Annotated in this window: 10 protein-coding genes; 5 read left to right on the forward strand and 5 right to left on the reverse strand. The window is 64.4% G+C overall.

From position 1 onward, the window contains the following. Window positions 1–18: 18 nt before the first annotated feature. Window positions 19–765, reverse strand: coding sequence for a phosphatase PAP2 family protein (locus H2O77_RS01345; protein ID WP_240548669.1), 747 nt, complete (start codon window positions 763–765; stop codon window positions 19–21). 469 nt (window positions 766–1,234) lie between these two features. Between H2O77_RS01345 and H2O77_RS01350 the strand changes: the two genes are divergently transcribed. After that, a complete protein-coding gene (locus H2O77_RS01350; RefSeq protein ID WP_215823740.1) occupies window positions 1,235–1,741 on the forward strand; it encodes an META domain-containing protein in 507 nt (168 codons plus the stop codon). 151 nt (window positions 1,742–1,892) lie between these two features. On the opposite strand, the gene H2O77_RS01355 is transcribed toward H2O77_RS01350, so the two are convergent. After that, on the reverse strand, window positions 1,893–4,736 hold the full coding sequence (locus H2O77_RS01355; protein ID WP_215823741.1) for a valine--tRNA ligase: 2,844 nt from the start codon (window positions 4,734–4,736) through the stop codon (window positions 1,893–1,895). Window positions 4,737–4,999: 263 nt separating this feature from the next. Between H2O77_RS01355 and H2O77_RS01360 the strand changes: the two genes are divergently transcribed. Next, the gene (locus tag H2O77_RS01360; RefSeq protein ID WP_215823742.1) at window positions 5,000–7,954 is read left to right on the forward strand and encodes an ATP-binding protein; all 2,955 of its coding nucleotides are present in this window, start codon (window positions 5,000–5,002) and stop codon (window positions 7,952–7,954) included. 15 nt (window positions 7,955–7,969) lie between these two features. On the opposite strand, the gene H2O77_RS01365 is transcribed toward H2O77_RS01360, so the two are convergent. The 3 genes from H2O77_RS01365 to H2O77_RS01375 all read right to left on the reverse strand — a co-directional run bounded on the left by H2O77_RS01365 (window position 7,970) and on the right by H2O77_RS01375 (window position 11,435). Then, a complete protein-coding gene (locus tag H2O77_RS01365; protein ID WP_043333207.1) occupies window positions 7,970–8,440 on the reverse strand; it encodes a DNA polymerase III subunit chi in 471 nt (156 codons plus the stop codon). 234 nt (window positions 8,441–8,674) lie between these two features. After that, window positions 8,675–9,769: a branched-chain amino acid aminotransferase gene (locus tag H2O77_RS01370; protein WP_215823743.1), complete on the reverse strand. Its 1,095-nt coding sequence runs from the start codon at window positions 9,767–9,769 to the stop codon at window positions 8,675–8,677. Window positions 9,770–9,914: 145 nt separating this feature from the next. Further along, on the reverse strand, window positions 9,915–11,435 hold the full coding sequence (locus H2O77_RS01375) for a leucyl aminopeptidase (protein WP_215823744.1): 1,521 nt from the start codon (window positions 11,433–11,435) through the stop codon (window positions 9,915–9,917). Window positions 11,436–11,847: 412 nt separating this feature from the next. Here H2O77_RS01375 and lptF point away from each other — a divergent pair, with 412 nt between their 5' ends. The 3 genes from lptF to H2O77_RS01390 are packed head-to-tail and all read left to right on the forward strand — an operon-like array spanning window position 11,848 to window position 14,481. Beyond that, window positions 11,848–12,942: an LPS export ABC transporter permease LptF gene (lptF, locus tag H2O77_RS01380; RefSeq protein ID WP_082388186.1), complete on the forward strand. Its 1,095-nt coding sequence runs from the start codon at window positions 11,848–11,850 to the stop codon at window positions 12,940–12,942. Beyond that, window positions 12,942–14,024: an LPS export ABC transporter permease LptG gene (gene lptG / locus H2O77_RS01385; RefSeq protein ID WP_215823745.1), complete on the forward strand. Its 1,083-nt coding sequence runs from the start codon at window positions 12,942–12,944 to the stop codon at window positions 14,022–14,024. Before lptF ends, lptG begins: the two co-directional genes overlap by 1 nt. Next, entirely contained in the window at window positions 14,017–14,481 is a 465-nt protein-coding gene (locus tag H2O77_RS01390; RefSeq protein ID WP_235506925.1) for an RDD family protein, read from the forward strand. The genes lptG and H2O77_RS01390 overlap by 8 nt, the downstream gene beginning before the upstream one ends. The last annotated feature ends 154 nt before the right edge of the window (window positions 14,482–14,635 follow it).

Below are 14,635 nucleotides of genomic sequence, written 5' to 3' on the forward strand. Positions count from 1 at the left end.
AGGTTCACGAATGCTGCTTCAGGAGCGCTGCTTGAATCGGGCCAGCGCGTTTTCCATGCCACGGGCAACGGTGGTCGCCAGTGGTGTGCACAGCATCCAGGGCAACGCGATCAGTGCAATGCTGAGCGAGCCCAGATAGACATCGCTGAACCAGTGAGCGCCGACCATGATCCGCGGAGCGCTCAGCAGTACCACGAACGCCAGGCTGCACAGGGCGATGCGGCGCGGTGCGAAGGCCAGCATGAAACTCGCGAATACCATCAGCATCAGGCCGTGATCCCCCGGGAAACTGTTCGACGCCGAATCCTTGGTCTTGAAGGACACCAGCTCGGAGAGATGCTGTGCGTGGCTGAAGAAGCGCGTCGGGCTGGCATGGCCATAGCTGATGGCGCGCAGCACGAACAGCGAGAGCAGGCCCGCCGTCAGCAGCATGGTGATGCCGATGCTGGTCCAGCGGCGATAGCGGGCAGGCTGCTGATCATTGAGCATCGCCCAGCAGAACAGAACCCCCATCATGGCGAAGGCTACGGCGTCGAAGGCGCGCGTGTTCAGAATGCCGAGCAGCGTGTCCCAGTGCGGATTGAGCGGTGTGATGAACTGGTTGAAGTCCCAGAAGACATCGTTGTCGAGGGTGGGCCAGAAATCCAGCGCCGGTATCCACCAGCACGCCAGCAGCGCCACTCCCAGCGCATTCAGGATCACCAGTCGTCGCAGATTGAATCCTGTCTGCGTCCTGTGCGAGCGGGGCGGGGGCGAGGGTTGCACGTGCGGGGCCTGCAGCGAACCACTGGCTCGCTGTGAAGATGCAGTATCAGCGGCGTGCATGGAAGGACTGTCGGGGGCGGCGGGAGTCATGTCGTGTCAGCTCTGCGGGGCTCATGTCGGGATAGGCTCACTCAGGTCGGTAGCTCGCTTGCTCGGTGGCCAGAGGGCTCGAGACAGGCGACGCTAAGTGGCGATCTGGTCGAAATTCTAGAGCAGGCTTCGCTTTGAAAACACTGTTTTCAAAGTCGGCGAGGTGGACAGATGGTTGCGTCCATCGCGCTGCTGGCAAGCTGGCGGCAGTCCGGCAGGTGACATTCAGGCGCATGGCGTGAGGGCCTGTCGTTCATGACAGCCGTGCGCATGATCGCTACCCTTGCTGTCATGTCTGTTCCTTACCCACCGTTCTTTCCGTCTGCCGGGTGACTGCCGTTGCCGGCAATGTCACCGGCGGGCGCCACAGGAGTCATCCATGTCCGTTACCGTGCGTCGTCTATCGCGTTATACCTCCGTGGGGTTCGCTATCTCCTTGCTGGCTGGCTGCGCGGCCATGACACAGCATCCGCAGGGTAGTGACTCATCGGGTGCCGCTGCTCCTGCCCTGGTGGGCACCCAATGGAGTTTTTCCGCCACGGATGCCAGTGAAGAGGCGGCCAACTTCCTGCTGCAGCCCCCCAGTCAGCAGCAGCTGGCAGACGAGGAGGACGACCGTCTGCGTCTGGTCGGCAGCAATGGTTGCAACCGCCTGATGGGGCCGGTGGTGCTGGATGAGTCGCGTCAGACGCTGGATATCGGTCCGCTGGCCTCGACCATGAAGATGTGCCCCAACCCCGAGCAGTCCAACGCCTTCAATCGCATGCTCGAGGATGTCGCCAGTTACCAGATCACCGGCAGCGGTGAGAGCGCTCGGCTGCGCGTGATGGATGACACCGGCTATCTGCTGGCGACCTTCATGCCGCTGGAAGGCCCCGTCGAGTAATTGCTCGGCGCGCTTTTCTCGATGAGCTCGTCTCGATGCGCTCATCCGGCGTGCCTGGGAGGGCGATTCGCGAGCGGGCTGCCAGAAACGAGAAAGCCCCCTGCACCGTTCGGTGCAGGGGGCTTTTGCTTGCGTGAAACGCGTGCGTGACTTACAGCGCTTCGATCTTGACGCGCTGGCTTTCCAGCAGCGCAAGTTCCGCCTGGGCGTCGGCCAGCTTGGCGCGCTCCTTCTCGACCACATCAGCCGGTGCACGACCGACGAACTTCTCGTTGCCGAGCTTGTTCTCGAGGCCGGTGATGACCTTCTGCTGCTTCTCGTGCTCCTTGTCGATGCGCTTGAGCTCGGCTTCCTTGTCGATCAGGCCTGCCATCGGCACCAGCACTTCCAGCTCACCGACGCGCTGGATGGCGGACATCGGGGCTTCGTCGCCTGCCGCCAGGAAGGTGATGCTTTCCAGACGTGCCAGCTTGGAGAGGAACAGGCGGTTGGCTTCCAGGCGCTCGGCATCGCCAGCCGCGCCGTTCTGCAGGAAGACTTCCAGCGGCTTGGCCGGTGACAGGTTGAGCTCGCCGCGCACGTTGCGGATGGCGATGATGATGCCTTTCAGCCACTCGATATCGCGGATGGCCTGCTCATCGATCCGGTCGGCTTCGGCCTGCGGCCACGCCTGGCTCATGATGCTTTCGCCTTCCACCGGCTTGCCGGCGTGCGGTGCGATACGCTGCCAGATCTCCTCGGAGATGAACGGCATCATCGGGTGGATCAGGCGCAGGATGGTCTCGAGGGCGCGCACCAGGGTGCGACGCGTGCCGCGTTTGGCTTCGATGCTGGCGTTGTCGTCCCACAGAACCGGCTTGGACAGCTCCAGATACCAGTCGCAGTACTCGTTCCAGATGAACTCGTAGAGCGCCTGGGAGGCGTGGTCGAAGCGGAACTCTTCCAGCGCGCGGGTGACCTGCTGCTCGGTCTGCTGCAGACGCGCGATGATCCAGCGATCGGCCAGCGACAGTTCGACGGCTTCGCCGTTGACGCCGCAATCCTGGTCCTCGGCATTCATCAGCACGTAACGCGCCGCATTCCACAGCTTGTTGCAGAAGTTGCGATAGCCATCGAGACGGCCCATGTCGAACTTCACGTCACGCCCGGTGGAGGCGAGTGACAGCAGGGTGTAGCGCAGCGCATCGGTACCGTGAGGTTCGATGCCCTCCGGGAATTCGTTGCGCGTGGCCTTGGCGATCGCCTTGGCCTTCTTCGGTTGCATCATGTTGCCGGTACGCTTCTCGACCAGCTCCTCGATGCCGATGCCGTCGATCAGGTCGATGGGATCAAGCACGTTGCCCTTGGACTTGGACATCTTCTGTCCGAGGCTGTCACGCACCAGACCATGCACGTAGACCTTGCGGAACGGCACTTCACCCTTGAACTTCAGGGTGAACATGATCATCCGCGCCACCCAGAAGAAGATGATGTCGAAGCCGGTGACCAGCACGTCGGTGGAGTGGAAGGTCTTGAGCTCTTCCGTGTCCGCCGGCCAGCCGAGGGTACCGAAGGTCCACAGCGCGGAGCTGAACCAGGTGTCGAGGACGTCTTCGTCCTGACGCAGTTCGACGTCGGCACCCAGGTTGTTCTCGGCGCGGACTTCCTCTTCATTGCGGCCGACGTAGACGTTGCCGTCGTTGTCGTACCAGGCCGGAATGCGGTGGCCCCACCACAGCTGACGCGAGATGCACCAGTCCTGCAGGTCACGCATCCACGCGAAGTACATGTTCTCGTAGTTCTTGGGCACGAACTCGATGTCGCCGTTCTCAACCGCTTCGATGGCCGGACGCGCCAGCTCCTCGACGGCCACGAACCACTGGTCCGTCAGCAGCGGCTCGATGACATCGCCGGAGCGGTCACCGTGCGGCAGGGTGTTGTTGACGGCCTCGACCTGCTCCAGCAGGCCCAGCGCGTCCATGTCGGCGACCAGCTTCTCGCGGGCGACGAAGCGATCCAGACCGGCGTAGGCGGCCGGCAGGCTGGCGTCTTCCTGGGGCTGCGGACGGCCCTGGAGGTCATAGATCTCGGCGCGCTCCAGGATGGTGGCATCCTGGCTCATCACGTTGATCAGCAGATGGCCCTGACGCTTGCCGACTTCGTAGTCATTGAAGTCGTGGGCCGGGGTGATCTTGACGCAACCGGAGCCCTTTTCCATATCGGCGTGTTCATCGGCGACGATGGGGATGCGACGGCCGACCAGCGGCAGTTCGATGAACTTGCCGACCAGGCTTGCGTAGCGTTCATCCTTGGGATTGACGGCCACGCCGGTGTCACCCAGCAGGGTTTCCGGGCGCGTGGTGGCGACGATGACGTAGTCCTTGCCATCGGCGGTCTTGACGCCATCGGCCAGCGGATAGCGGAAGTGCCAGAAGCTGCCCTGCTGATCGCGGTTCTCGACTTCGAGATCGGAAATCGCGGTGTGCAGGGTCGGGTCCCAGTTGACCAGACGCTTGCCGCGGTAGATCAGGTTTTCCTTGTGCAGGCGCACGAAGACTTCCTGCACCGCCTTGTAGAAGCCGTCATCCATGGTGAAGCGCTCGCGCTTCCAGTCGATGCTGGTGCCCATGCGACGCAGCTGGCGGGTGATGTTGCCGCCGGACTCTTCCTTCCACTCCCAGATCTTGTCGGTGAAGGCTTCGCGGCCGAGATCATGGCGGGTCTTGCCTTCTTCGGCGGCGACCTTGCGCTCGACCAGCATCTGGGTGGCGATACCGGCGTGGTCGGTGCCTACCTGCCACAGGGTGTTGCGACCCTGCATGCGGCGCCAGCGGACCAGGGTGTCCATGATGGAATCCTGGAAGGCGTGGCCCATGTGCAGGGAGCCGGTGACGTTGGGCGGCGGGATGACAAGTGAGAAGCTCTCGCCCTGGCCTGACGGCGCAAAGCGGTTGTCGGATTCCCAGCGCTCGTACCAGCGCGTCTCGATGGCGTTCGGTTGGTAGGTCTTGTCCATGGGTCTGCATTGATCCGGTTGGGCGGGGCGTCCCGCGCCGGCTCAAGGAGCGGTCAGCGCAGGCAGAAAATGGGCTCGATTATAGCGCCGCTGATGACGGGCGTCATTCGGTCTTGGCGGCCAGGCCCTCGTGGCGTCTGGCAGACGCTGTTTTCACAAAGCAGGCAACATCCACGCACTGATGCCGTATCCTGTTGCGACCTCACGACGCCGAGGCTTGCCGCCTCGCACACTTCCCATTCTCTCACGCTCGCGGAGCCGCAATGTCCAAGCCTCGCCCCACGGACGGTGCCCCTCGTCCGACACGTCGTTGGGTCTGGCATGAACTGCTGCGTCATGCGCTGGTGCCATTGCTGGTGCTCGAGGTGGCGCTGCTGGGCTGCTATCTGGTGTTGCACTGGCTGGTCTCCGGGCAGCAGGACTCCACGCGCAGTGAGCTGGTGAATACCCAGCTCGAGCAGCTGACCCATTACGAGGCAGAGCACATCAGCCTGCTGGCGGACGACTGGCGCAGTGATGCCCGTCAGCTGGCGCGCAGCACTCTGCGTCACATGGACACCCCCGTGACGTCCCGCCAGCGCGAGCAGGAGCTAAAGCGCCACATGAGCGCGGGCGACGGCACCCTGTACGTCGCCGAGAACGATGGTGGCGCCGGCTCCTATTACTCCTCGCTGGTGCCCAGCTATCTGCAGGACCACGACAAGGTGGTGCGCCTCTCGGCAATGGATGCCCAGGTGTCGGACATGCTCGCCACGCAATCCGAGCTGCGCCAGATCTGGTTCTCCGGCTACGACGGCTACTTCCGCATATCGCCGTGGACCGATACCCGCAACATCTTCACGCCCGGCGTCGACCTCACCAGCTACGGCTTCTACTACCTGGCGGATGACCGCAACAACCCGAGCCGTGGCGCCGTCATCACGCCGCCCTACCAGGACCCGGTCGGCAGTGGTTGGCTGGTCTCGACGCTGATGCCGGTCCATCGCGGCGACTTCCTCGAAGGCGTGGTCGGGATCGACGCCACCCTCGATTCTCTGGTCGAGCGGCTCGAGAATGCCGAGCTGCCCTGGGGCGCCTATCTGATTCTGGTGAGTGACGATGTCGTCATGGCCATGCCGAGTGTCGGCGAGCAGGATTTCGGCCCCCAGCCCGCCCCTGAAGTGGTGCCGATGCCGCTGCTGCACGATCGCTTCCTCGATACGGCGCATGATGTCGAGAACTCCCCGGCCATGGCGCACCTGCTGCGCAGCATCTCGGATGAGGCGCAGGGCGTGCGCAGCGTTTCCTTGCTCGCCGGTGAGCGGCTGGTCGGCTGGCGATCGGTGCCGGGCACCGACTGGCGGTTGCTGGTGGTGGTGGATGCGCAGCAGGTCAACAGCGGCATCGATATCTGGAATGAGCGCTTCAATCAGCTGGGCTACGTGATGCTGATGGGGCTGATCCTGTTCTTCTTCGCCCTGCTGGTGGTGATGCGTTGGCGGGCCGAGGCCATGGCGGCCACCCTGTCCGAATCACTGGCACGCCTCAGCGACATGGCGCTGCGCATCGGTCGCGGTCAGCCCGTGGTGCGCGAGCGCTTCCAGCTACAGGAGCTGGATCAGGCCGGTGAGGCATTGCGCGAAGCGGCCCAGCGGCGCGACCAGATCGAGCTTGAACGCGCCGAAGGTGCGCGCCACGTCGAGATGGTGATGGCAGCCTCCGGCGATGCCACCTGGCGCTATGACTTCGATCAGGACGATCTCTACCTGCACGAGAATTTCTTCCTGATGCTGGGGCTGCCGGTACGCGCCAGCATGCATCTGGCGGACCTTGATGCCATGACGCACCCGGAAGACCTCGTCGGCCTGCTCGAGGCGCGCTGGCGGGTCATGCACGGGGAAAGCTGGGCCGAGGCACGTGACGTGCGCTATCGGCATGCGCGTGGTCACTGGGTCTGGGTGCAGATTCGCGGCCAGATCACCCGGCGTGATCATGAGGGCCGGCCGCAGCGCGCCACCGGGCTTGCGCTGGACATCCAGCGCCACAAGCAGTCACTCAAGCTGCTGGAGGCGGCCCGCGACAGTGCCACCGAGGCCAGCCAGTCCAAGTCGCGTTTCTTCTCGAGTTTCAGTCACGAGATTCGCACCCCGCTCAACGCCATCATGGGCTTCACGGATCTGCTCTGCGAGGAAGCCGACCTGACCCGCGAGCAGCGGCGCTATGTGGATGAGGCCAGTCATGCGGCGGCACAGCTGTCGGCGCTGATCGAGGACGTGCTGCAGATGTCGAGTCTGGAAGCCGGTGACCTGCCGCTGGACTGCCAGCCCCTCTCGGTGGGCCAGAAGCTGATACGACTGGCAGGGCAATATCAGCCGCGTCTGGAGAGCGCCAACCTGACGCTATCACTGGCACTGGAAGGCGAGTCACTGTGGCTGAATGCCGACCAGCGTCGCCTGGATCAGATTCTCGGCAACCTGATGGGCAATGCCATCAAGTACAACCGCGAGGGGGGCTGGATTCGTCTGGCCATCGGCCAGGAGCGCAATGCCAGCGGGGTGGAGATGGGCTGGGTGGAAATCACCGATGGCGGCTTCGGCTTTGATTCCGCGCAGGCGGTCCAGCTGTTCCAGCCGTTCTCGCGTCTGGGGCGTGAAGATTCAGGCATCGAGGGCACCGGGCTCGGGCTGGCGCTGTCGCGGGAGCTTGCCCGCCGCATGGGCGGTGACATCACGGCGCGGGGCGAGCTGGGCGAAGGCGCCAGCTTCCGGGTCTGGTTGCCGCTGGCGGATGTCAGCGCTCATGAGCGCGTCGTCCAGGCGGCGTGGTCGGCGGAGAAGGTGCTGCCGGTGCCCTGTCGCTGGCTGGTGATCAGCACGCGGGCGCAGGACCGGCTGCGCCTCGAGGTGATCGGCAGTCACGTCGCCAATCTGGAGATCATCATCGCCAGCAGTGCGGCCCAGGCGTTGCGCCTGGTGCGAGATGTCAGCCCATGTCTAGTCATCTTCGGCGATGTGCCGGACATGAACGTGGCGGCGCTGTTCGCCGAGATCCAGCGCATGCCGCGAGAACTGCCGTTGTGGGCCGTGCGTATCGGGGAGCGTGACACCAGCGAGGCCGCAGGCGGCCTGCCCGAGGCCTTCTTCGACAGCGGTGAGAGTCCGCCGAGCATGGCCGATATCGAGCGCTGGATGACGCATCTGTTGGTCAGCTTCCAGCGTGCCTGCAAGACGGACCGCTGACGCATGGCGTGTCGCTCAGCTGACGCCCTTGAGCTGATGCGAGCGAACGGCATAACCGCGTGACTTGTAGGTGCGCCAGCATTCGCGCTTGGTCACCAGCACATCCTGATGCTGATTGATGATCTCGGCTACGCGCTCGAAGCGTGAGAACCACTCGGGAATCTCGGGGTGCAGGTTGAGCAGCGCCTCGATACCCGGCGCCGGGGCGTCCTGCCAGCCGATGGTGACCGGCGGGCGCGGCACGTCATCGGCGTGTTCGGCCTCGCGGGCGGCCATGTCGAGATCGATATCCAGCGCATGGGGCACGAAGCTTTCCGGACGGAACTGCCACAGATGCTCATCGAACTGACGCGCCATCGCCTCGTCCTCGACATGCACATGCAGGCGAAAGCCCTTGGCGTGGATGGTCTCGGCCAGCCGGCAGGCGAATTCCAGCCGGGCTTCCAGCGTGGTGTCGGGCAGGATGTAGAAGTCGATCTGGGTCATGGGCACCGCTCGGGCAAGGAATTCTCGAGCGCTCAGGATACCGCACTCGCCGCGCGGCTTCGATGCAGCCTGCATTCCGTGATGTCTTTCCGCAGTCAGATATCCGTGCGCCAGAAACCCCAAGGCCCGCCTCTTTCGAGGCGGGCCTTGGGGTTTCGGTCCTCCCTCAAGCCACAGGGGCGGGCTCGAGGGCTTGTTCCCGTGCACTGATACCAGAGCACTTATTTCAGCCACTTATGCCAGACGCGTCATCCAGCCACGCGTGTCTTCGGCGCGACCGTATTGCAGGTCCAGCAGCTGGCTGCGCAGACGCATGGCGACATCGCCTGCGTTGGCGGTCAGGTCGAGGCGACCTTCTTCACTGACCAGCTCGCCCACCGGGGTGATGACGGCGGCGGTACCGCAGGCGAACACCTCGGTGATCTCGCCGGAGGCGATGCCTTCACGCCACTCGTCGATGCTGATCGGGCGCTCTTCCGGCGTCAGGCCCAGATCGGTCGCCATGGTCAGGATGGAGTCACGGGTGACACCTTCCAGAATGGTGCCGGTCAGACGCGGCGTGACCAGACGGCCGTCCTTGAAGACGAAGAACAGGTTCATGCCGCCCAGTTCCTCGACCCACTTGTTCTCGGCGGCGTCCAGGAACACGACCTGGTCACAGCCATTGGCGGAGGCTTCGCTCTGCGCGGCCAGTGAGCCCGCGTAGTTGCCGCCGCACTTGGCGAAACCGGTACCGCCGGCGGCCGCACGGTTGTAGTGCGAGGACAGCCAGATGGAGACCGGCTTGATGCCGCCCTTGAAGTAGGCCGCCACCGGTGAGGCGATCACGTAGTAATCTACTTCACGCGACGGACGCACGCCGAGGAAGGCTTCACTGGCGATCATGAACGGACGCAGATAGAGGCTGCATTCGTCACTGACGCTGGCCGGAGTCGGCACCCAGGCGCTGTCCTGTGCGAGCAGGGCCTTGAGCGAGCCGACGAAGTCCTCGTCGGACAGCTCCGGCAGTGCCAGACGGCGGGAGGAGTTGCGGAAACGTGCGGCGTTCTTCTCGGGGCGGAAGGTCCACACCGAGCCGTCTTCATGACGGTAGGCCTTGATGCCTTCGAAGATTTCCTGGGCGTAGTGCAGTACCGAGGCGGCGGGGTCGAGGCTCAGCGGGCCGTAGGGGCGGACTTCATGGCCGTGCCAGCCGCCGTCGGCGGTCCAGCGTACATGGGCCATGTGATCGCTGAAGTGACGGCCGAAGCCGGGATTGGCCAGAATGGTGTCACGAACGGCAGCATCCGCCGGTTGCGTGGACGCGCGGACGTCGAAGCCTTTGGTCACGTGGGTGTCTCCGTAGCAGCGAGACCCCCGACGCGGAACGCCGGGGGTCGAATCATTTTTATAGGACCTCTCGGGTCAGCGGTGCCGAGTGGCGTCGCGACCCGCGTGTCTCAACGCTAGCATGCTATCGAGAGCATGCGAAGCCTCAGACGGTCTCTTCCTGCGGGGCGCTGAGTTCCGCTTCGCGGTCCAGCAGGTATTGGGCCAGAAGGCCCACCGGGCGGCCGCTGGCGCCTTTCTGCTTGCCGGACATCCAGGCGGTGCCGGCGATGTCCAGATGCGCCCACGGGAAGGTGTCCGCGAAGCGGGACAGGAAGCAACCTGCGGTGATCATGCCGGCTTCGCGACCGCCGATGTTGGCGATGTCGGCGAAGTTGGAATCCAGCTGCGTCTGATATTCGTCCCACAGCGGCATGTGCCAGGCGCGGTCCCAGGCTTCTTCGCCGGCGTCGAGCAGGTCGAGGGCCAGGTCATCATCGTTGGAGATCAGGCCGGTGGCGTGATTGCCCAGCGCGATGACGCAGGCGCCGGTCAGGGTGGCGATGTCGACGACGCTGGCCGGCTCGAAGCGCTCGGCGTAGGTCAGCGCATCGCACAGCACCAGACGGCCTTCGGCGTCGGTGTTGAGGACTTCGACGGTCAGGCCCTTCAGGGTCTTGATGATGTCGCCCGGCTTGGTAGCGCGGCCGTCCGGCATGTTCTCGGCGCTGGCCACGATGGCCACCACGTTGAGCTTGGGCTTGAGTTCCAGCACGGTGCGCATGGTGCCGAACACGCTGGCAGCGCCGCCCATGTCGTACTTCATCTCGTCCATGCCGGCGCCCGGCTTGAGCGAGATGCCGCCGGTATCGAAGGTGATGCCCTTGCCGACCAGCACGTGCGGGGCTTCGTTCTCGTCTTCCGCGCCGCGGTATTCCATCACGATCAGGCGGCTCGGCTCTTCACTGCCGCGGCCGACCGACAGCAGGGACAGGGCGCCGAGCTCCTCGAGCTCTTCCTCGCCGAGCACGGTCACTTTCAGGGCGCCATCGGAGGCAGCACCCAGTTGCTCGGCACGCTCGCCCAGGTAGCGCGGCGTGCAGATGTTGCCCGGCAGATTGCCCAGCGTGCGCGCTTCATTGACGCCCATGCCGATGGCGGCACCGACGCGCAGGCCGGCTTCCAGTTCGGCCTGACGCTGCTTGTCGGCACTAACCACGCTCAGGCGGGTCAGAGAGACGGGCTCGCCCGGCTTGCTCTTCATCTCGGTGAAGCGATAGGCAGTGCGCAGCGCGCTCTCGGCGATCATGCGCGCCATCCAGTCAGCCTCACGCAGCTCGAGATTCAGCTCGAGGCCAGCGAAGGCCGCGTCTTCGATGGGCAGCTTGAGCAGGGCAGTCATAGCGGCATCGAGGCCACGCTTGTAACGGCTTTCGTCGAGCTTTTCCTCACTGCCGAAACCGGCCAGCAGCAGGCGCTGAGCGCCGAGGCCCGGAGCGAAGGGCACCAGCAGGGTATTGCCGAGCTCGGGCTTGAAGTCGCCGCGCTCGATCAGCTGGGAGATCAGCTTCTCGCTGGCATCGTCGAGTCGTGCCGCAGCACCGGTGAGGTCGCCCTCGATGACAGGTACCACGATGCAGGCGGTTTCAAGCTGGGCCGGATTGGCAGTGACTACAGGAAATTCCATGGCAACTCCACGCGCGCGAGTGAGGGTACGAAGATGAACAGTACAAGGATGAAGGATGTCGTCAGGCCAGGCGTGCCCGGCTCGCGGCGACATCGGGGTCATGGTCTGGATGGGGGCGCAGACCGCTCATGACAAGCTGAGCTGGCATGCACGAGTGAGGGCAGTCCATCATGTCAGGCTGTCCACGTGCAATGCCTGCAGCCGCGACAAGGCAGCATCCTTTCTGGATAATGCTGCTGCATGAGGGGGAGCCGCTCCCGTCCAGTCTTCAGACCCGTGCCGCCAGTGTACGCAAAGGCTGCGCACCATGCATGAGGGGGATGATGCCTTCATGTGATCACGACCATTCCTCCACCGGCTATCATCGATCTGGTCAACACGCTCGCTTGCGAGCGGGAAACAGGAGTTCCACTTGATCATCTTCCGCTACCTGACACGCGAGATACTCACCACCATGGCCGCCGTGGCCGGGGTGCTGATGCTTGTCATCATGGGCAGCCGATTCATCCGCTATTTCAGTGATGCGGCGGAGGGGGATTTCCCGGCGTCGATTCTCGGCAGCCTGATGCTCTATCACCTGCCGGGTTTCTTCGAACTGCTGCTGCCGCTGTCCTTCTTCCTCGCCGTGTTGCTGGCCTTCGGTCAGCTGTACATGAACAGCGAGATCACCGTGCTGGTCGCCTGTGGCGTCGGCCCGGAGCGCCTGCTGCGTGTCACCCTGCTGCCGGCGCTGTTGATCACGGCGCTGGTCGCGGCCTGCAGCCTCTATCTGACGCCTGCCGGCGCGCTCAAGAATGAGCTGTTGCTCGAGCAGCAGAAGCAGAAGACCGACTTCTCGATTCTCGGCGCGGGACGTTTCCAGGAGATCGGCAATCGCACCGTCTATGCCGAGAGCATGAGCGATGACAACAGCGAGCTGGAAAACGTCTTCATCGCCGAGGCAGGTGACAGCAATGCCGCCAGCACGCCCGACAGCGAACCGAGCCAGTCGGTGGTGCGCGCCGAGCGTGCCTTCCAGGAAGTCAGCCCCGAGACCGGCAGCCGCTATCTGGTGTTGAGCGACGGCACGCGCTACGGGGTGGAGCCAGGCAAGGCGATCGCCCAGCGACTGGGCTTTGATCGCTACGGCGTGCGCATCACCGAGGGCCAGGACGCCGCGGCCCTCAAGGAAGACATCGAGCTTGCGACCACGGCACAGCTCTGGGCTTCCGATCTTCCGGAGGCCAAGGCCCAGCTGCAGTGGCGCATCTCGCTGCCGTTGATGGTGCCGATCCTGATGCTGATCGGCCTGCCGCTGGCGCGCGTCAATCCGCGTCAGGGCCGTTTTGCACGCCTGCTGCCGGCCATCTTCGTGCACATCACCTATCTCAGCCTGTTGATCGCGGCGCAGAATGCCGTCGCATCCGAGAAGTACCCGGCCGCCATCGGCCTGTGGCCCATTCACGGCGTCTATCTGGCGCTCGGCATCTGGCTGAGCTGGCGCGACAACCGCGGAGGTGGCCGCTGATGCTGCTTGATCGTCTCGACCGTTACATCGCCCGCAATGTGCTGGTGGCCATGCTGGTGGTGCAGGTACTGATTCTCGGGCTCGACCTGATGATCACCTACATCAATGATCTGGGGGATGTGAAAGGCGACTACGGCGCCTTTGAAGTGCTCCTCTATCTGCTGATGCGTCTGCCGTCGCGCTTCTACGAATTCGTGCCGGTCGGCGTACTGCTGGGCGCCCTGATCGGGCTGGGCAGCATGGCCTCGAGCAATGAGCTGACCATCATGCGCGCCGCCGGTCGCTCACTGACGCGCATTCTGTGGGGCGTGATGAAGCCGCTGGGGCTGGTCATCGCCATCACCATGGCGGTCGGTGAATACGTCGCCCCCGTCACCGAACTGCAGGCCGACGCCTGGCGCGCCGAGAAGCAGCAGGGCGCAGGCGCCGTCTACGCGGAAGGTGGCGGCTGGCAGCGCGAGGGTAATGACTATTACCGATTCGGCTCGATTCGCAGCGATGATGTGGTGCTCAACGTGACCCGTTATCGCTTCGATGACGAGCGCCACCTGACCCAGGCGCTCTACGCCAGGCGCGCCGTCTGGGAGAGCGATGGCTGGACGCTGGAGGCGGTGCAGACCACCACCTTCGAGTCTCAGGATGGCGAGCCGAGCGCCACCACGGTGGCTCAGCAGGAGATCCGCGAGTGGGGCACCCAGCTGACGCCGGACCTGCTCAAGCTGGTCATCAGCGACCCCAAGCAGCAGTCAGCCTCCGACCTGTGGCGCTATTCCCGCTACCTGCAGGACCAGGGGCTGTCGGCCAATCAGCCGCTGCTCTACTTCTGGCAGAAGATTCTGCAGCCGCTGACACTGGCGGCGCTGGTGCTGGTGGCCGCCTCCTTCGTCTTCGGGCCATTGCGCACGGTGGCGGCGGGGACGCGGGTCTTCTACGGCATCGTGGTCGGCCTGCTGTTCAAGTATCTGCAGGACCTGCTCGCCCCGGCCTCGGTGGTGTTCGGTTTCGCGCCCATCTGGGCGGTGCTGGCGCCGATGCTGGCCTGTTACGTGATCGGCCTGCTGCTGATCCGGCGCAGTGGCTAGGGGCGCCCCGCACTCTCGCCGCCGTCTCGACCCGCAGGGAGCGCGCCCTGCGGGCCTGATGCGGCGTCTGGGCGGCGTGGTCTATGACGCCTTCCTCGTGATGGCGTTGTTGATCGTGCTGGGCTTCATCGGCGTTGCCGTCAATGGCGGTGAGGCCAATCAGTCGCCGCTGTTCCGCAGTCTGTTGCTGGTGGCGATGTTCGCCTTCTTCGGCGGCTGCTGGAGCCGCAGTGGCATGACGCTGGGCATGCAGGCCTGGCGACTGCGCATCGAGACGCCACAGGGTCATGTCCCGACGCTGCAGCAGTGCCTGATACGCTTCGTGGTTGCCGGGCTGTCATTGGGCGCCTGCGGGCTGGGGTACGTCTGGCAGCTGTGGGACCCTGAGCAGCGCAGCTGGCAGGACATCGCCTCCGGCACCCGCGTGGTGGTGCTGCCCAAGCCGCGGCGCGAGTGAGGCACCAATAGGGAGCCTCTGGCGCGTGCGCCATGCAGGAAAGCAGTGAGCTCATCCAGAAGTCATCCCAGCCAGACGTGAGCTCAGCCAGAAGTGATCTCAGTTAGTCAAGAAAACGCCCCGCCAGTCATCGACTGGCGGGGCGTTGTGTTTT

The sequence above is a fragment of the Cobetia sp. 4B genome, assembly GCF_018831605.1.
Taxonomy (GTDB): domain Bacteria; phylum Pseudomonadota; class Gammaproteobacteria; order Pseudomonadales; family Halomonadaceae; genus Cobetia; species Cobetia amphilecti.

Excerpts from the sequence above, each read along its gene's own strand:
- H2O77_RS01350 (WP_215823740.1), top strand. The coding sequence starts at position 1,235 with ATGTCCGTTACCGTGCGTCGTCTATCGCGTTATACCTCCGTGGGGTTC.
- H2O77_RS01355 (WP_215823741.1), bottom strand. The coding sequence starts at position 4,736 with ATGGACAAGACCTACCAACCGAACGCCATCGAGACGCGCTGGTACGAG.
- H2O77_RS01360 (WP_215823742.1), top strand. The coding sequence starts at position 5,000 with ATGTCCAAGCCTCGCCCCACGGACGGTGCCCCTCGTCCGACACGTCGT.
- H2O77_RS01365 (WP_043333207.1), bottom strand. The coding sequence starts at position 8,440 with ATGACCCAGATCGACTTCTACATCCTGCCCGACACCACGCTGGAAGCC.
- H2O77_RS01375 (WP_215823744.1), bottom strand. The coding sequence starts at position 11,435 with ATGGAATTTCCTGTAGTCACTGCCAATCCGGCCCAGCTTGAAACCGCC.
- lptG (WP_215823745.1), top strand. The coding sequence starts at position 12,942 with ATGCTGCTTGATCGTCTCGACCGTTACATCGCCCGCAATGTGCTGGTG.